This is a genomic window from Dyella silvatica (genome assembly GCF_026283955.1).
Taxonomy (GTDB): Bacteria; Pseudomonadota; Gammaproteobacteria; order Xanthomonadales; family Rhodanobacteraceae; genus Dyella_C; species Dyella_C silvatica.
On sequence record NZ_JAPDPE010000058.1, the window covers coordinates 1 to 17,825 of the forward strand.

Annotated in this window: 14 protein-coding genes and 1 pseudogene; 8 read left to right on the forward strand and 7 right to left on the reverse strand. The window is 61.2% G+C overall.

The window, feature by feature from the left end:
* Both OUZ52_RS12555 and aat read left to right on the forward strand, forming a co-directional pair.
* On the forward strand, positions 1–1,053 hold a 1,053-nt coding region (locus OUZ52_RS12555), incomplete at its 5' end, for a GNAT family N-acetyltransferase (protein WP_266158739.1).
* 95 nt (positions 1,054–1,148) lie between these two features.
* Positions 1,149–1,916, forward strand: coding sequence for a leucyl/phenylalanyl-tRNA--protein transferase (gene aat / locus OUZ52_RS12560; protein WP_266158740.1), 768 nt, complete (start codon positions 1,149–1,151; stop codon positions 1,914–1,916).
* Between the two features lie 36 nt (positions 1,917–1,952).
* Here aat and OUZ52_RS12565 read toward each other — a convergent pair whose 3' ends face one another.
* The gene (locus OUZ52_RS12565; protein ID WP_266158741.1) at positions 1,953–2,597 is read right to left on the reverse strand and encodes a cysteine hydrolase family protein; all 645 of its coding nucleotides are present in this window, start codon (positions 2,595–2,597) and stop codon (positions 1,953–1,955) included.
* Positions 2,598–3,204: 607 nt separating this feature from the next.
* Here OUZ52_RS12565 and OUZ52_RS12570 point away from each other — a divergent pair.
* Positions 3,205–4,197 carry a GlxA family transcriptional regulator gene (locus OUZ52_RS12570; protein ID WP_266158742.1) on the forward strand — a complete coding sequence of 331 codons (993 nt, stop codon included), beginning with the start codon at positions 3,205–3,207 and terminating at the stop codon, positions 4,195–4,197.
* Between the two features lie 88 nt (positions 4,198–4,285).
* Here the strand turns inward: OUZ52_RS12570 and OUZ52_RS12575 are convergent, their stop codons facing one another.
* The 4 genes and pseudogenes from OUZ52_RS12575 to OUZ52_RS12590 all read right to left on the reverse strand — a co-directional run bounded on the left by OUZ52_RS12575 (position 4,286) and on the right by OUZ52_RS12590 (position 8,963).
* Entirely contained in the window at positions 4,286–4,534 is a 249-nt protein-coding gene (locus OUZ52_RS12575; protein ID WP_266158744.1) for a cold-shock protein, read from the reverse strand.
* Positions 4,535–5,266: 732 nt separating this feature from the next.
* Positions 5,267–6,500 (reverse strand): annotated as a pseudogene (ispG, locus tag OUZ52_RS12580) (flavodoxin-dependent (E)-4-hydroxy-3-methylbut-2-enyl-diphosphate synthase).
* Positions 6,501–6,701: 201 nt separating this feature from the next.
* Entirely contained in the window at positions 6,702–6,959 is a 258-nt protein-coding gene (locus tag OUZ52_RS12585; protein WP_266158745.1) for a helix-turn-helix transcriptional regulator, read from the reverse strand.
* Positions 6,960–6,992: 33 nt separating this feature from the next.
* Positions 6,993–8,963, reverse strand: coding sequence for an acetyl-CoA hydrolase/transferase C-terminal domain-containing protein (locus OUZ52_RS12590; RefSeq protein ID WP_266158746.1), 1,971 nt, complete (start codon positions 8,961–8,963; stop codon positions 6,993–6,995).
* 111 nt (positions 8,964–9,074) lie between these two features.
* Here OUZ52_RS12590 and OUZ52_RS12595 point away from each other — a divergent pair, with 111 nt between their 5' ends.
* A complete protein-coding gene (locus tag OUZ52_RS12595) occupies positions 9,075–10,517 on the forward strand; it encodes a phospholipase D-like domain-containing protein (RefSeq protein WP_266158747.1) in 1,443 nt (480 codons plus the stop codon).
* Between the two features lie 218 nt (positions 10,518–10,735).
* Positions 10,736–12,070, forward strand: a complete 1,335-nt coding sequence (gene xseA / locus OUZ52_RS12600; protein WP_425493840.1) for an exodeoxyribonuclease VII large subunit — start codon at positions 10,736–10,738, stop codon at positions 12,068–12,070.
* Positions 12,071–12,095: 25 nt separating this feature from the next.
* Here xseA and OUZ52_RS12605 read toward each other — a convergent pair whose 3' ends face one another.
* Positions 12,096–13,100 (reverse strand): hypothetical protein, encoded by a 1,005-nt coding sequence (locus OUZ52_RS12605; protein WP_266158748.1) that lies wholly within the window; start codon positions 13,098–13,100, stop codon positions 12,096–12,098.
* A gap of 100 nt (positions 13,101–13,200) precedes the next feature.
* Between OUZ52_RS12605 and OUZ52_RS12610 the strand changes: the two genes are divergently transcribed.
* Positions 13,201–14,631 carry an aldehyde dehydrogenase family protein gene (locus tag OUZ52_RS12610; RefSeq protein ID WP_266158749.1) on the forward strand — a complete coding sequence of 477 codons (1,431 nt, stop codon included), beginning with the start codon at positions 13,201–13,203 and terminating at the stop codon, positions 14,629–14,631.
* A gap of 50 nt (positions 14,632–14,681) precedes the next feature.
* On the opposite strand, the gene OUZ52_RS12615 is transcribed toward OUZ52_RS12610, so the two are convergent.
* A complete protein-coding gene (locus OUZ52_RS12615) occupies positions 14,682–15,449 on the reverse strand; it encodes a YdcF family protein (protein ID WP_266158750.1) in 768 nt (255 codons plus the stop codon).
* A 150-nt stretch (positions 15,450–15,599) separates the two neighbouring features.
* Here OUZ52_RS12615 and OUZ52_RS12620 point away from each other — a divergent pair, with 150 nt between their 5' ends.
* Both OUZ52_RS12620 and OUZ52_RS12625 read left to right on the forward strand, forming a co-directional pair.
* Positions 15,600–17,036, forward strand: coding sequence for a lipase family protein (locus tag OUZ52_RS12620; protein WP_266158751.1), 1,437 nt, complete (start codon positions 15,600–15,602; stop codon positions 17,034–17,036).
* 154 nt (positions 17,037–17,190) lie between these two features.
* The gene (locus tag OUZ52_RS12625; RefSeq protein ID WP_266158752.1) at positions 17,191–17,787 is read left to right on the forward strand and encodes an IMPACT family protein; all 597 of its coding nucleotides are present in this window, start codon (positions 17,191–17,193) and stop codon (positions 17,785–17,787) included.
* Positions 17,788–17,825: the final 38 nt, after the last annotated feature.

Here is a 17,825-nt window from a genome sequence, read left to right on the forward strand (position 1 = left end):
GCATGGGACGCGCTGCGAGCGGACGACAACCCCTTTCTCTCGCATCGCTTTCTGGCCGCGCTGGAGTCGACCGGCTGCATCCGTGCCGAATGGGGCTGGCAGGCGCATCACCTCGGTCTTTACGAACACGGTGCCTTGGTCGCCGCGATGCCGCTTTATCTCAAGGGCAATTCGCACGGCGAATTCGTCTTTGACTGGAGCTGGGCCAGCGCCTGGGAGCGAGCCGGCGGCGACTATTACCCCAAGCTACTCAATGCCGTGCCCTACTCGCCGGTGCCCGGCCCCCGCCTGCTCGCCGGCCACGGCCCGCAGGCCCCTGGTTATCGGCAAGCCTTGGTTCGCGCGCTGCAAGCGCAAGTCGACGAGCTGGGGCTGTCGTCCGCCCATGCCAACTTTCTCAGTGAAGACGACCTGCCCGCTTTCGATGGTCATTGGCTGGCGCGCTCGGACATTCAATTTCACTGGACCAATCGCGGCTACGCCGACTTCGCCGACTTTCTTGCCGCGCTCAGTCACAAAAAACGCAAAAACATCCGCCAGGAGCGCGCCCATGTCGCGCAAAGCGGGCTGCGCCTTGAAATGCAGCGTGTGCATGCGCTCTACACCTCGACGTTTGACGCCAAAGGGAATCACGCCGCCTTGACCCAGGCGTTCTTTATCGCACTGGGCTCATCGTTTGGCGACGCGGTGCAGCTGGCGCTGGCCTGGCATGACGATGACATCATCGCGATGGCGTTGTCCCTGCAAAGCAACGACGTTTTGTATGGCCGCTATTGGGGGGCCAGTGTCGAGGTGCCCGGCCTGCATTTTGAGCTTTGCTATTACCAAGGTATCGAGCACGCGATCCGGCATGGACTGCAACGCTTCGAGCCGGGCGCGCAAGGCGAGCACAAGATGGCCCGCGGTTTCTTGCCCGTGCACACGCACTCTCGACACTATCTGGCGGACGAAGGATTTCGTACCGCCGTGCGCCAGGCGCTCGCCCGCGAAGCCTTGGGCATCACCGAATACATGCAAGAACTGCTTGCCCACAGCCCCTACGCGGCGCGTTGAGAGCTCACCGCGCGGACAAACCGACGGACCACTTGCATCAAGATCATCTGTCCGGCTATGTATGAGCCTACCCAGCCGGTCATCGATATTCACTCGTGCTCACCCTGCCCTTGCTCGACTCATCGCAACCCGGGCATTTTCCCGATCCGCGCAACGCATTGCGCGACCCCAATGGATTACTCGCGTTTGGCGGCGACCTCTCGCCAGAACGATTGATGGCGGCTTACGCGCAGGGCATCTTTCCCTGGTTCAACGAAGACGATCCGCCGCTGTGGTGGTCGCCCGATCCGCGCTGCGTGTTTCACACCGCCGACCTCGGCATGAATCGCAGCCTTCGGCGGCAACTGGCCGGCAAGTCATGGCGACTGACCATCGACCATGCCTTCCGGCAAGTGGTGGAAGCCTGCGCCGCGCCACGGCCGGGGCAAGCCGGCACCTGGATCGTGCCCGCCATGATGGATGCGTACACGACACTGCACGAGCTCGGCCACGCACACAGCGTGGAGGTATGGGACGGCAACGATCTGGTCGGCGGCATCTACGGCATCGCCATCGGCCGTTTGTTCTGTGGCGAGTCGATGTTCAGCCGTCAAAGCGGCGGCTCGAAACTGGCCTTGATCGCACTGGCCCGCTTACTGCAGGGTTGGGAGTTTCCCATCATCGATGCGCAGGTCAGCAACCCCCACTTGCTTAGCCTGGGTGCTAGCGAATATTCCCGCGCAAGATTTCTACGCACCGTCGCCCAGCTAAGCCAACTGCCCGGCCAGCCGGGCAGTTGGAGGGAGTTCACTCCGATATTGTTGTCGTTGATGCCGAGCATTGATCAGCGGACTGCAGCTTCACCTGATCATCCAATTTACTGAGCTTCCCGATTATCGGAACGGCTTGCGCCAACGTGCTCAGGCCGCCTTGGCAGCCCGCAAAGCCAATGCATTCCGATACGACACAATGATGTTTTCACGCATGGGCGCCTCGCCGCTGGCGAGGCAGTGCAGCCACTCCTCGGTACTTAATACGGCAGCAAAGCGCGACTGTTCGACGACAGCGAAGACGCGATGGATTTCTTCTGCGCTGGCATAGCCTGCCCGGTTCGCATACGGCACTGAGCCCGAAGCATCGTGTACAAACTCCACTGCCATGCCACGGTCAAAAGCATGTTTGATCGTCGTGTCGTTGCAGTTATGCGTCATGTAGCCGGTCACGGTAAGCGTGTCGATGCCGTGCTCTAGCAGCCAATCGGCCAGGCCGGTATCGGAGAACGCGCTCGGCAACGGTTTGCCGAAGTAGGCATCGCGATGCCGGCTGCCCACGACCTCGTGCAACTGCCAGCCATCGCTGCCTTGTGCGAAAGCCGGTGAATCGGCGGGGGAGTTTTGCTGAATCACGATCACCGGGATCTTTGCTGCCGTGGCGGCGTCCATTACACGGCCGATATTGGCCAGGCTGTCGTTAACCGGTGGGTATTCAATCTGCAAGTTACCGGTGACGTACTCGTTCTGTACATCGATCACGATCAGCGCGCGGCGGGGGGAAGTAGCAGTCATGGCACAACTCCTGGTGAGTGAGGACATGTGTCTATGCTGCGCCCGCCGCCGCCTTTGAACGAGTGGCCTGAAGGACATCTATCGATGCTATCGGGCCAACACAGCAAACACCGCGATCTGGTGAGAACCGATAGCCGGTTGAGGGCAGCCGTCGATGCGTTGCGGGTTTGAGCCGCTGGTCGGCCCGCACCCTGTGGGCAACAGGCCGAGCAAGGAGGCGATGCGTGGACCTGACGGATGAATACGGTTTCATTATTCAGACGTCTTGTAGCAGTCGATTACTTTTGCCGACCTGACCGCATGAACTGCTTTATTTCCCCCAGCCCTTGCTGCCATGAACGTCATCCGCCAGGGCGCATTTTTCTTCCAGGCTAAAAAGCATTCTGAAAATCAAAACCATGCTTTTTACCAGGCCGAGCTAGTTCTCTCGGCAATAGTCACCACGCGATAACCGCAAGCCATCAGCTGTTGTCCACTATCCAGATAAGACTGGATCGCCGGCTCATGACCGCGGCGCCGATGACACCGTCAGCAGCATCGGTCGGTACACTGCGACTACCGGCGCTTACTTCACCGCCATCTCACTACGCCGCAGACGCCTGTTGTCATGCCTCTTACCCAAAGCATCCCTCGTAGCCCCCTGATCAAGATCGCTGTCGTGGCGTTCGAGCACATCCTGCCTTTTCATTTGTCGGTGCCTTGTGCGGTATTTCAGACCACCTGGAATGAAAGCAATGCGCCGTTCCGGCTCCGCGTGTGCTCGGCCGAGGGTCGTCGCCTGCACAGCGCTGGCGGTTTTGTGATCGAAACGGAATATGACCTGGGAGAGCTAAGCCGGGCCGACATAGTCATCGTCCCATCGTGGCGCGATACGCAAGAAATTCCGCCACAAGCTTTACTCGATGCGCTTCGCCGGGCTGCGAAAAAAGGCAAACGCATCGTTGGTCTATGTCTGGGCGCGTTTGTGCTGGCCCATGCCGGCCTGCTCGATGGCCGCAAGGCCACCACGCACTGGGGCTTCGCCGATGAACTCGCCCAGCGTTTTTCCGCCGTTTCAGTCGACCCTGATGTGCTTTATATCGATGAGGGCCAGGTACTCACCTCGGCCGGTGCCGCCGCCGGTATCGATTGCTGCCTGCATTTGGTACGGCAACTACTCGGCGTTGAAGAAGCTAGCCGCATTGCGCGACGCATGGTGGTCTCGCCATTCCGTCATGGCGGACAAGCGCAATTCATCCCACAGACGATGCCAACCGCACCGGGCGACGAACGCCTGGCCCACCTATTGCAAAAGGTGCAGCGACAACTGCATTTACCGCATAGCCTGGACGATATTGCGCAAGATGCGGCGATGAGCCGGCGCAGTTTTACTCGCCGCTTTCGCCAGCTTACCGGTAGCAGTTTTGGCGATTGGCTGCTCTCGCAACGATTGAACGAAGCGCAGCGCCTGCTGGAAACCACCCGGCTTTCGCTGGAGCGCATCGCCACGGCTATCGGCCTGGGCTCACCGGTCACGTTGCGCCAGCACTTTCAGCGCACTTACCGTACCTCGCCAACTGACTACCGGCGCACTTTTAATGCCAGCCGCGCTGACGCGTAGTCGCCATGCCTGCCGAGCCCAGGCGAACGTTGAAAGACGGCTAGCCCCAAATGAAGAAACCCGGCGCTAGGCCGGGTTTCTAAGGAGATCAGCGGCCGTGATGCCCGTGACCACCATGACCAGCGGGAGCACCACCTTCAGGCACAATGTTCGATGCCTGTTTGCCCTTCGGGCCCTGGGTGATGTCGAAACTCACCTTCTGGCCTTCAGCGAGGCTCTTGAAGCCGCCACCCTGAATTGCCGAGAAGTGCGCGAAGAGGTCTTCACCGCCGGCATCCGGCGTGATGAACCCAAAACCTTTCGCGTCGTTGAACCACTTGACCGTACCAGTTGCCATTACCAATTCCTCTAGAAATTCATACCACTATTACGAGCACGCTTGAAAAGCGAAACAGCTAAGAATGCAGCCGCCCCTCTCGCAAACTCAGCACAGCGCTTTTCGTATCGGTACCCCGTTGAAAACGAACCCGTCAAAAGCGCCGGTGTAATTGTGACTCGCTTTAACGAATAAGTGTCAAGAAAATTTCGTAGGCCGAACATTTCTATGTGAAGGTTTTGTCAACGTCAAACCAACACACCAATGGCGTCGACGTAAGAACGCACCGCCATATCACACCAACCGACACGGTTGCGGCGATATTTTCTGGCGACGTAAATTATGTGAGAACACTGTGACCCCAAAATTTACAACGATCTTATAAAAACGGCTGGGTCAAGGGGCGGACTGATGAAACGCCAACACCCGAGCCATAACCGTTTACGTGGCTTTTCTCAAGCCTATGGCAGCGTCCGAACACCACCCAGTTCACAGTCCGCGCTTGTCACAGCCAAACCGACAAACGCTAAAAATCAACCCGACAAAAAGCCTATGCCGACGACCGCAAGACGGCCCGAACGATTGTAATAAAAAGGCTTTTCAATACCGCTGCCGCTGATGCCGTCAGGCGCAGTCCCGATTATCGCGCAGATAGCCGCCGGCGCGGCAAAGCCGCCCCCCATACGTAAATCAAGCCAAAGCGAATCGGGCGCTATCGTGCGGTTTACCGCAATGCCTTAAATAATCCGTTAGTTAGTCCGCGCGCGCCTGGTAATGACGGGCGACGTAGTCGTCGAGGATGCCGACGAATTCGTTGGCGATGTTGTCACCACGCAAAGTCATCGCCTTTTCGCCGTCAATGAACACCGGGGCCGAAGGCGCCTCGCCGTTACCGGGAAGCGAGATGCCGATATTGGCGTGCTTGGACTCACCCGGCCCGTTCACCACACAGCCCATCACGGCCAGGGTAAGGTTTTCCACGCCATCGTATTTCACCCGCCACAGCGGCATCTGCTCACGCACGTGAGCCTGCACGGTCTTGGCCAGCTCCTGGAAAAATTCGCTGGTGGTACGGCCGCAACCTGGGCAAGCCGTGACCAGTGGGGTAAACGCACGCAAGCCCATGGTTTGCAACAGCTCTTGCGCGACGATCACTTCGCCGGTGCGTGATGCGCCCGGCTCCGGCGTCAGCGAAATACGGATGGTGTCGCCAATGCCTTCCTGCAAAAGCACCGCTAGCGCGGCGCTGGAAGCGGTAATGCCTTTGGAGCCCATGCCGGCCTCGGTAAGGCCTAAATGCAGCGCATAGTCGCAGCGCGCCGCAAGGTCGCGATACACGGCGATCAACTCCTGCACGCCGGACACTTTGCAGGAAAGAATGATGCGGTCTCGCGCAAGTCCGATCTCTTCGGCTCGCTGCGCCGAATCCAGCGCCGAACGGATCAAGGCTTCGCGCGCCACATGCATGATTTTCATCCATCAGCGTCGCCACCATGCTTTGGTCCAGCGAACCCCAGTTGGCGCCGATACGCACCGGCTTTTGATAGCGCAACGCCATCTCGATGATGGCGGCGAACTGGCTGTCTTTCTTTCTGCCGAAACCGACGTTGCCTGGATTGATCCGGTATTTGGCCAGGGCTTGCGCGCAAGCAGGCTCAGACTCCAGCAGCTGATGACCGTTGTAATGGAAGTCGCCAATGATCGGCACGTCGATGCCCATCATATCCAGCCGCTCGCGAATACGCGGCACGGCGGCAGCGGCCGCTGGCGTGTTTACCGTAATGCGTACCAGTTCGGAGCCGGCGCGGGCCAGTTCGGCGATTTGCTTGGCGGTGCTTGCAGCATCCTCGGTATCGGTATTGGTCATCGACTGCACCACGATCGGCGCGCCCTTACCTACCAGTATTTTGCCGATCTGTACGCCGATGCTGGCCCGGCGTGATGCCACGATCGCGGCGCGAGGTTGTTGCTGAAGCTCATTGCTCATGCGTGGGCTAACCAAAGAGTGCTGCCGCATCGGTTCGCGGCGATGTGAAATGATAGCCGATAGCGCAGGCCGCCTGCGGCAGCGGCTTACCACCGGCGACAAGCATCGCCGGTCACGGCATGACGGCTGCTGAAGGGGAATGCCATCGGCTAGCCCAGATCCCTAGATCGCCATCTCACCCTCCAAGACAGCCGGCAAGGGTCAGAGTCCTTTGACCTGCGCCCGATATTCCCGCGGCGTCGTGCCGAAGTGCTGGCGAAACGCCGCCGTGAGGTGACTGTGACTGGAAAACCCCGTAGCCAGGGCAATCGCCGTAATGTCCTGACGGGTACTCGCCAGCAGCGAACAGGCCAGGCGCAGCCGTTGCGTCATGACATAGCGCATGGGACTGATACCAAAACTATGACGAAAGGCGGCAAGAAAAGCCGCCGGCCGCAAACCCGCCAGCGAAGCCGACATGGCACCACCGGCGAGCTTGCTGGAACCGCAGTGCTATGCACCCGAGCGCTGAACGCCATCGGCCGGCGCGCGGCGCAACGCCGTCAGCAACAGACGTCGCTGCAGCCGATCCTTCAAGGTCGCTGGTTGAGCCAGCCCCATGCGCTGCAAGGCCTCGGTTTCACCAGCCACTTCGGGCCCGGGACGCAGCGCTGCGCGTAGCAAGTCGTATTTGCCGCGCCAATTTGAACTGCTCGATTTCAGGCTGCTCAAGGCCGTCAGCAACTGTTGCTCGACCTCGGTGAAATCGCTGCCGAAGGGAAACTTCGGCAAGTATCCCTTCTGCTGCAACGGAGCCATGACCTCTTGCAAACAATCCGGGCGATGGCGGCGCCATTTTTCGGGTATCTGGAAATCCGCCGCCAGCTTGCCGTGCGATTTCGCCTCCGCGCAAAGCGCGTCGAGGAAGCGCGCATCGCAAATCGACAGCATCGCCTCGATACATTCGCTGTCGGTCTTGCCGCGCAGGTCAGCCACGCCGTATTCCGTAATGAACAGATCGCGCAAATGACGCGGAATGGTGATGTGGCCGTAGTTCCAGCGGATATTCGAATGCACGCCAAGGCGATCGCGCCGGGTCGCCCGCATCAACAAGGCCGAGCGGCCATCGGGCAGCTCATGCGCCATCGCCACAAAGTTGTATTGCCCACCGACGCCGCTGACCACATGCCCGTCTTCCAGGCCATCGGAGACCGCCGAGCCCAGCACGGTCGCCATCATGCAGGTATTGAAGAAGCGAGCACCACGGCGTTGCAGGGTCGCCAGCGCTTGATGATCGCCATACAGTTGATTGACGTTGGAGACCCGGCACATGTCGATGGCATCGGGGTCAGCCGCCTCGGTGGCATCCAGCCACTCGTAGAGTTCGCGCGAACCGAGAAAAAAAGCGCCACGCAAGTAATGGCCACCCGGTGTCGCCGAGTTCAACTCGCCATTGGCGGCAGCACGCTCCAGGGCCAGATTGTCCCAGCAGCGGCGCTTGAGAATGCCGGCCTTGGCCAAATGCATGAACCCATCCATGACCATCTCGCTGGCGCCGTACAGACCTTTTACCAGCGGCGCCAGTCCACCGCTGCGCGCCGCCAGCATATGCGTGGTGCGGCCGGGGTCCAGCGCCACCAGCGCTCTGCGCCAGACCAGATTGTCTTGTTGACGCATCAACAACGCCTTGACCAGGGCATCGGACAACGCGCCGATGCCGATCTGCAAGCAGCCGCCATCCTTGATCAGGGCGCTGGCGTGAATGCCGAGCGCGTATTCCGCCAGATCGACCGGCTGCCGTGGCAAGGCGAATAATTTCGGTGAATGCGGCGGTGTCAGTTCGACATCGAAGAAATCTTCCGGCACCTCGGCGTGGCCGCTGATATACGGCAAGTCCGGATGCACCACCGCAATACACAGCGGCCGCGGTTTGCCGGCCGCCTGTACGCGGTCGAGAAAATCCAGCGTGAGATCGGGGTTGCAGGACAGGCTGTAGTGCACTCCCTGCGGACCTTCGCGGCGCGCCACCAGTTGCACCAGCAGATTGATCTCCTGCTCGGCCAGGTCGCGGGCCACATGGGTGTAGTTCTGGCTGATGTACTCACGCTGCGCGCTGCCCGAGTTCAACAACGCACCCGATTGCAGATAAAACTCGTGAATGGCGATATGGCTGGGCAAGGCGTTGCCCGCCTGATCCACGGCGTATTGCAGATCTTCGTAATCCTCGCCGAAATGGCGATCCAGAAACGGCTGTAGAAAGCGGCTTTCCAAGCCGGGAGCCGGCCGTGGCCGGGTCAGTGAAAGCGCCGTATACAAGCGCATCGAACGCGACTCGTCGCCGCTGCTAAGCCGATACAAGGCATTGAGCAAACCATGCGGCTTGCCTAGTCCGAGCGGGGCGGCGATACGCAGCGTTGAGCCCAGTTGCGCGACGATATCCAGCGCGCATAACTCGGTGTCGGTATGACGATGGATGGTCGGCATGGGGTGATCATGACATGAGTCCGCGCCGTAGCAACGCTTATGTTCTATCGCCGATTCACGGTGCGGAGAGGGTGCGAATGTGGGCATCGCCAGATGCCCTACACTGCACCGATGTCTTTTGCATCAGCGCCTATCGTCACGCCGCAGCGGCTGTTAGCCGAGCAAGCCCTGAGCCGAGCCGCCGGAGCGCCACTGTTGAACGGCACTGCGGTGGAATTGCTGATTGACGGTGCGGCGCACTTCGAAGCCTGGCTGGCCGCCATTCGCGGTGCCAGCCAGCGGGTGCTGCTGGAAAACTACATTATTCGCGATGACGCCGTAGGCCTTGCCTTTCGAGAGGCGCTGGTCGAACGTGCCCTGGCCGGGGTGTTCGTGGCCGTGGTCGCCGACTGGATGGGTTGCCTGGGACAATCTCGCTCAAGCTTCTGGGAACCGCTGCGCGCCGCCGGCGGGCAGGTGCGCATTTTCAATCCGCCGCAGTTGGGTCGGCCGTTCGGCTGGATCAGCCGCGACCACCGCAAGTTATTGGTCGTCGATGGCCGGCTGGGCTTTCTCTCGGGCGTGTGCATCAGCGAGAAATGGTTAGGCGATCCAGCCCGCGGGCTGGCGCCGTGGCGGGATACCGGCGTCGCGCTACGTGGCCCCGCCGTGATCGAGCTCGAGCGTGCGTTCGTGCACAGCTGGAGTGGCACCGGTGCAGCCTTGCCAACGCTAGCCGAGATGCCCGTGGAAAACGCCGGAACGGTGGCGTTGCGAGTCATCGCCACCCAGCCTGCCACCGCCGGCATGTACCGGCTCGATCAAATGATTGCGGCGATGGCGCGCCAATCGCTGTGGCTGACCGATGCTTATTTCATCGGCATCGCGCCCTATGTGCAGGCCTTGGCGGCAGCCTCGCGCGACGGCGTCGATGTGCGTTTGCTAGTACCCGGCAGCAGTGACATCCCGCTGGTCGCAAGCATGTCGCGCTCAGGTTACCGGCCATTGCTCAAGGCGGGCATCCGCGTCTTTGAATGGAATGGCTCGATGCTGCACGCCAAGACGGCGGTTGCCGACGGCCGGTGGGCCCGCGTCGGTTCGTCCAACCTCAACATCGCCAGTTGGCTCAGTAATCGGGAAATCGACGTCGCCATTGAAGACACCGACTTTGCTGCCAGGCTGGCGGCGCAGTATGAGGACGATCTGGGCCATGCCACCGAAATCGTGCTCGCGCCCAGGCGCCGCCGGCGTGGTGAGCAAGTACGCAGCTGCCAGGCTCGGAGCGTCCGGCCACGCGACATGGGCGGCAGTTCAAGCCGCGCCGCAGCCGGCGCGTTACGCCTGGCCAATACGGTAGGCGCGGCGCTGACCGACCGCCGGGTGCTCGGCGACACCTCGGTCAGCCCGCTATGGATGGGTACGGCGGCCTTGACGGCACTAGCTGCGCTGGCGATAAAGTGGCCGGCGCTGATCGGCTGGCCTCTAGGCATCCTCGCCGCCTGGTTTGCCCTGAATTTGGGCGTACGGGCCTGGCAATTGCGACGCCGGCGCCCTCAAGGCGGTGATCACGAATAAGCCCATCTCCATAAATCAATGACTTGACCGCGCCGCCTGAGAAAAAGGCTATGCATTACGCGGCAAGCGGATGTAATTCAACAAGATGTAATCCTGGCGAATCATGCTAGGCTCGCGCTTTCAGGCGCACCCCCGACGACTCCACGCCTGATGCTCGCGGCCCCGATACCACCGGTGCGCCTCCGCGGCATGTACTGACCCCCAGCACGCTTAACCGGCTGGTGCGTGACCTGCTGGAAGATGCGTTACCGCTGATCTGGATCGAGGGCGAGCTGTCCAATGTGGCGCGGCCGGCCTCCGGGCATATCTATTTCACCTTGAAAGACAGCGGCGCGCAGGTACGTTGCGCGATGTTCCGGCCGAAGAGCGGCTGGCTGAAATTCAAACCGGCTGACGGCATGCATGTCTTGGTGCGGGCACGAGTCGGGCTGTACGAGCCGCGTGGCGAATTCCAGCTGGTCGCCGAACATATGGAGCCGGCAGGCGAAGGCGCCCTGCAACGCGAATTCGAACAACTGAAAATGCGCCTGGACGCCGAAGGCCTGTTTGCGCCTGAGCGCAAACGCGCCCTGCCCCGTTACGCAAGGCGCATCGGCGTGATCACCTCGGCGACGGGTGCAGCCATTCGCGACGTGTTGAGCGTATTCGAACGGCGCTGGCCGCTAGCCGACGTCGAGGTCTTGCCGGTGCCGGTACAGGGCCGCGAGGCGCCACCGGCCATCGTCACTATGCTGCGCAAAGCATCCGCCAGCGGACGCTATGACGTCTTGCTGTTGACCCGTGGCGGCGGCTCACTCGAGGATTTATGGGCGTTTAACGACGAGCAGGTCGCCCGGGCCATTCACGCCAGCGCGGTACCGGTGGTTTCGGCGGTGGGACATGAGGTCGATTTCAGCATCGCCGACTTTGTCGCCGACCTGCGTGCCCCCACCCCCTCGGCAGCCGCCGAACTGCTGGTACCCGATGCGCATACCAGCGCCCAACATCTACGCCAGTTGCATCAACGATTGAGCACGCTGCAACAACGTCAGTTGCAGGCGCTCGGCCAGCGCACCGATCACCTGCTTGCGCGGCTACAGGCACAGCGCCCACAGGCGCGATTGGCACGCGACCGCGAACGATTGCTCAACCTGCGACGCCGCTTGGCGGGCGTGTTGCGCGAGCAAAGCCAATATCGCCAGGCCCGCCTGGAGCGACTGCAGGCTCGCCTGCTTGCCCGTCATCCGCGCCATCAGCTGCCCTTGCTCGCGCGCCGATTGGCCGAGCAGGATTTACGCCTGCGCCGGGCGATCGCGCAGATCCTCGATCGCCGCCAAGTGGACCTGCGCCACGCTGCGCGCGCACTGCATGCGGTCAGCCCACTGGCAACGCTGGAACGTGGCTATGCGATTGTTTTCGATGCCGACGGCCATGTGCTGCGCTCGGCCCAGGACGTTGCGCCAGGTACCCCGCTACGAGCCCGGCTTGCCGATGGCGAGTTGCCCCTGGTGGTAAGTACCGCGCCAGTAAGTGCCCCGGCGGTAGCGAAGAAAAAGAAAACACCCAAGGCATAGGCCGTGCTCGCGCAGCCGCGCCAAGCTAGCCGGCATGCTCCGCACGGCGCTTGAGCAAGCCCAGCACCACCGTATGAAAATCATCCAGCGTACGTCTTGCCCATAGATTGCCGTAGGCGTTGACGTCGGTGCTGATACGGTACGTGGTGGACAAGCTGAGTTCGGTACGCCCAGGCGCCAGCTCATGCAACTGATACTCGCCGCGCAACACATCGAAGTAGCGGTCGCCGATCACCACATGGGTATCGAGCTTGCGCAAGGCCTCCCGCGCCGGCGATACATCCACGTCGTAGGCCAGCCGCTGCCCGGGCTCCCACACGGTGACGTGCTCGCGAAAATGCACGCCGTCGTCCCAATACAGATCACGCGTACTGCCGACACCGCTGCCGCTGAGCAAGGCGGCGCGCGGCCTCGGCAAACCGATCGCGTGGGAGAAGCTCCAGTCCAGTTCGCTGTCGCGGATATCGGGCACATTCAACAAGGTCGCCCAGAGCTGATCCGGGGTGGCTTCGACGACGATGCGATCTTGCACCGTATGCCACTCCACCGGCGCCTCTCCATGCAATTCGAACTGGCCTAATAACAACGGCAACAATACAAAGCAGCCGACGATACCGTGCCGAAGCTGCCGCCGTCGGCGTAGCCAGCGGATCAACAAACCCGCCAGCACACCGCCCAGGCTGGTCAGTGCCAGCGTGGCCGGCAGCAGCATGATCAGGCAGATCAGCGCCTCCAGTTGCACCGCCGCTAACACGACGTAGGCCAAGGCAACCGCCAGCCATGGCGCCAAGACCCAATACCGCACCCGTGCCTGCTGCGCTGGCGCGCCAAACGCCACGCAAAGCGCGCCGATCACCAACGGCAAGCCGAAAATGCCGGCCATGGAAACCAGCCCGGCGGGCAACCAACCCAGGTGAGAAAAGCCGTACATGACGAGGGCGTAGAGCGCGCCGCCCAATACGCCGCCGATGGCTGACAGCCACCAGCGCCATACTGGCGTGAGCCTCGGTGACACAGCTACCCTGTCCATTCAGTACTCCATGTTGCCGCGTCTCACGTGGCATGAACGATGATTGTCGCATGCTGCCTCGGCTTCAATCCGGGCGCAGCCCTCTGATCCGGGAGACCTCATGCTTAAGAAAAGCTACCCCTACTACCTCGCGAATAAAGCACAGACCTCGAAGCAAACGATGGATGTGCTGGACAAGTACAGCAACAAGCGAGTGACACGGGTTGCGGTACCCAATGCAGCCGCGGTGGAGAAAGCCATCGCCGCCGCAGTCAAGGCCACCGTGCCGATGCGCGAATTCAAACCATGGGCGCGCCAGGCCGTGCTGCAACATTGCGCCGACCGCTTTAGCGAGCGCCGCGAAGAGTTTGCCTATGCGCTATGCGTTGAAGCCGGAAAACCGATCAAGGATGCGACCGGCGAAGTGACCCGGCTGATCGAAACCTTTCGCATCGCCGCCGAAGAGTCAGTGCGGCTCAACGGCGAAACGATGAACCTGGAAATTGCCCAGCGGCTGGACGGCTATCACGGCTATACCCGGCGCGTGCCGCTAGGCCCGGTGTCGTTCATTACGCCATTCAATTTTCCCTTGAACCTGGTCGCGCACAAAGTCGCCCCGGCGATTGCCGCGGGTTGTCCGTTTGTACTCAAGCCGGCCGAGCGCACGCCCATCGGCGCGCTGTTGATCGGCGAGATACTGGCCGAAACCGATTTGCCCAAGGGCGCGTTTTCCATTCTCACGCTGGATGGCAAGCACGCCAGCCCGCTGGTCGAAGACCCGCGCTTCAAGCTGCTCTCCTTTACCGGCGGCCAGATCGGCTGGGATTTGAAAGCCCGCGCCGGCCATAAGAAAGTGACGTTGGAACTCGGTGGCAATGCCGCCTGCATCGTCGATGGCGATCAGGCGCCGCATCTGGATCGCGTCGTCGAGCGATTGATCTTCGGCGCCTTCTACCAATCCGGCCAGAGCTGCATCAGCGTGCAGCGCATCTATGCGCATGACGCGATCTACGACGAGCTGAAAAAACGCTTGATCGCGGCGACAAGAAAACTCAAGGCAGGCGACCCGAAAAAGAAAGACATCTTCCTCGGGCCGATGATTGACGAGGCTGCCGCCGAACGCCTGTACGGCTGGATTGAAGAAGCACGCAAGGCCGGGGCCAAGCTGCTTTGCGGCGGCAAACACCAAGGCGCGATGCTGGACGCGACCTTGATGGACGACGTACCAAGCGCCGCCAAGGTCAATCGCCTTGAAGTCTTCGGGCCGTTTGCATTGCTGGCACGCTACAAAAAATTCGATGACGCCATAGCCATGGTCAACGACTCCGACTTTGGCCTGCAAGCGGGCATCTTCACCGACAGCCTCGCCCACGCCATGCGCGCATGGAATGAGCTGGATCAGGGTGGCGTGATCGTCAACGACATCCCCAGCTTCCGCGTGGACAACATGCCCTATGGCGGCGTGAAGCTGTCCGGCGTCGGCAAGGAAGGCGTGCGTTACGCCATCGACGACATGACCGAAGTGAAGCTGATGGTGATGCGCGAGGTGTAATGCCTGTCGCCCGGCTTCTGCTCTCTCGGCAAGCGCAGAAGCCGGCCGCCTTAGCTACCCGACGCAGCGCCTGCCGTCACCCTGGGGGCATTCCAACCCAGCGCGTTGTACACGTGGTAACGCGCTATGCCGATATATTCGTGCAGCACCGCGTCGGTCAGGGTGAAATTCCACCCTGACGGGTAAATCGTCCATAAGGCCTCGACATAATCGCCGCGCACCGGCGTCGGGGTCATACCGAAATGGGCGAAGTAAAGCAGGCTTCGACGCAGGTGAATGCCCGAGCTCACCAAGAGCACGCGTTGTGCGCCGTCGTTCAACAACAAGGGGCGACTGAATTGTGCGTTCTGCCAGGTACTCATGCTGCGCGATTCAAGTTGCAGATCCTTCGCCTCGACGCCGAGTTTTTTCAGCATTTCGCCATAAACGTCGGCTTCCGCGGCACCGTGTCTTTCGGGGTCGCCGCCACTCACCAATACTTTGCAGTCGCGCGCGACCTTGCTGCAGTCGCGATAAAGCTCGACCGTGCGCAAGATGCGTCCCTGCGAGAAAAAGCTGGGGTCGAGGCCATCCGCACCGATGCGCACGGTACCCGCCCCCAGCAGCACGATGGCATTGTGCGCAGCCCAATCGTTGGATGGCCGCTTGGCATACGGACCTTGCAGCTCACTGAGCAACCATGCCGGCAGTGGCCCACAGCCGGCCGCAAAAAACAGCACTATCGCCAACACCGATAGCGTGCGGCTAAACCCGCGCCACTGGATGGCGCGCAAAGCCACGGAGAGCAGCAAAAGCAGGATGACTACCGTAAGCGTCATGTCGGCACAGGTTCGCTGGAAGAAGCACCCAGCTTAACTGCGCACCTGCTACATGGCGAACGCGTCGCGGGCCTGGCTTGCATGCCACTTGCCCGGCGAATCATGGATACTCAGCCACTTCCGCAGGCAGGCACTTCGATTGAGTGAGCCATGACTACCCTGGTTTTCGTCCACGGCTGGAGCGTCACCAATACGTCGACGTACGGCGCCTTGCCGCAACGCTTGCAGCAGCAGGCCGCGGTCGATGGCATGTCATTGGAGTTGGCGGATATCTGGCTGTCGGAATACGTCAGCTTCGACGATGCGGTGACCATGGGCGATCTGGTTCGCGCTTTTGATCATGCGCTGCGCGATCTGCATTTGATCGGCAGCAGCTTCGCCTGCATTACGCACTCTACCGGCGGCCCGGTGGTGCGCGAATGGCTGCGCGCTCAGCGCGAACGCCCGGGCGCCTACAGCACGATCCGGCTCACCCATCTGGTGATGCTGGCGCCGGCCAATTTCGGCTCCGCACTGGCACAAATCGGCAAACACATGCTGGGCCAGATCAAGGCCTTCTGGAACGGCGTCGAGCCGGGCCGGCGCATTCTCGACTGGCTGGAATTGGGCAGCGCCGAATCGCTGTCGCTCAATCTCGACTATATCCACGGCAGCGATCTCGCCGCGGACCATCAGTATTTGTTTGTACTCACCGGCGACCGGCCCGATCGCTCGCTATATGACTATGTCAACAGCTACACCGGCGAAGACGGCTCCGATGGCGTGGTGCGTATCGCCGCCGCCAATCTAAACGCGCATCACGCGGTCTTGGCCAGCCAGGGCTCCAGCCAAACCTCCGACAAGCTCAGCCTGCACCTTACCCGCGCCCCACGCAGCGCGTTCAAATTGATCGCCGGCGCGGCACATAGCGGCGACGCGCAAGGCATCATGGCCACGGCGGCCATGGCGACCGTGCAAGCGATCTTGCGCTGCCTGTGCGTCAACGATGCACCAGGCTATAGCAAGCTATGCGACGCGTTCGAACGAGAAAATGCCGCACGCGATGCGGACAAGGTGGAACTGGAACCGGTCGGGCCGTTCTCGCCACGCGTACATATTCACGACCCGCGCAGCTTGCTGATTGTCCGGCTTACCGATGAAACCGGCGAAGCGCTAAGCGGTAGCCGTTTACTGCTCGATGCAGGTAGCCCGCCCAATCCCGACTGGATGCCGGCAGGTTTTCTACTGGACCGCCAGGCCAACTCCTTCAGCCCGCATGTGCTGTCGTTGTTCCTCAACTACGCGCTGCTAGCTGGCGATGCTCGCGTCGCCGACCCAGCCAACAGCCGCAAGACGCTGCGCGCGGCGATGAGCAGCCATCGCCCTTATGGTGTGGATATCCGACCTGCCGACCTCAGCGGACTGGTGCACCACGCCCTGGCGCATACGACGGATAGCGATGACTTGTTCGATGCACTGGCCCCCCACCAGACTACCGTGCTCGATGTGGTGCTTCCGCGCAAAGTGCACGAAGGCGTGTTCCGCTTTACCCAAACGCTGACCGCGGAAGACTTCAGCCAGCCGATCACCGGGCCGATGATTCCCTAGAGTTCATGCCATGGCCTCACATCCATGATCTTCATCCTCATCAATTCACGCCATGTAAGCCTTGGCAATGGCTTACTCACCCACAACTCTTTGGCTTGACCCTGTTATTTATGGACCCTGCGATAAACACCCATGCCCTATCGATGTGGGCCCGATGAGCGAGCTGCTGCATACCCTTGCCAGCGCTTGCCAGCATGCCGAGGAGATCAAGAAAAGCCGCTTTCTGGCCCAAGCTGCACCGGTGGAGAGTGCGGAACAGGCGACGGCTTTCGTGCGTCACATCAGTGACCCGACCGCCACGCACAATTGCTGGGCCTATAAGATCGGTCAGGACTATCGCTTTAATGACGACGGCGAGCCGGGCGGTACGGCGGGACGGCCGATCTTGCAAGCACTGGAAGGCCAAGCTGTCGACCGTGCCGTGGTGGTGGTAACGCGATGGTACGGCGGGATAAAACTGGGGGCCGGCGGTCTGGTGCGCGCTTATGGCGGTACCGCCGCCGAATGTCTGCGCCGCGCCGAGCGCCTGCCTATCGTGAGCATGGCGCGGCTTGGCCTGCATTGCGATTTCGCCGAGCTGGCCCTGCTCAAAGCCCGTTTGCGTGAGCTGGATGCGCAGATCGAACGCGAGATCTTCGATGCCGACGGGGTGGAGTTGCAGCTGTGCCTGCCAGACCGCCGTGTAACCGAAACCCAGGTTCGCATCGCCGATATCAGCCGTGGCCGTATCCAGGCGCGGCGACTGGATTGAATCAGGCTGGATTGAATACACCCGGATTGAATCCGGCA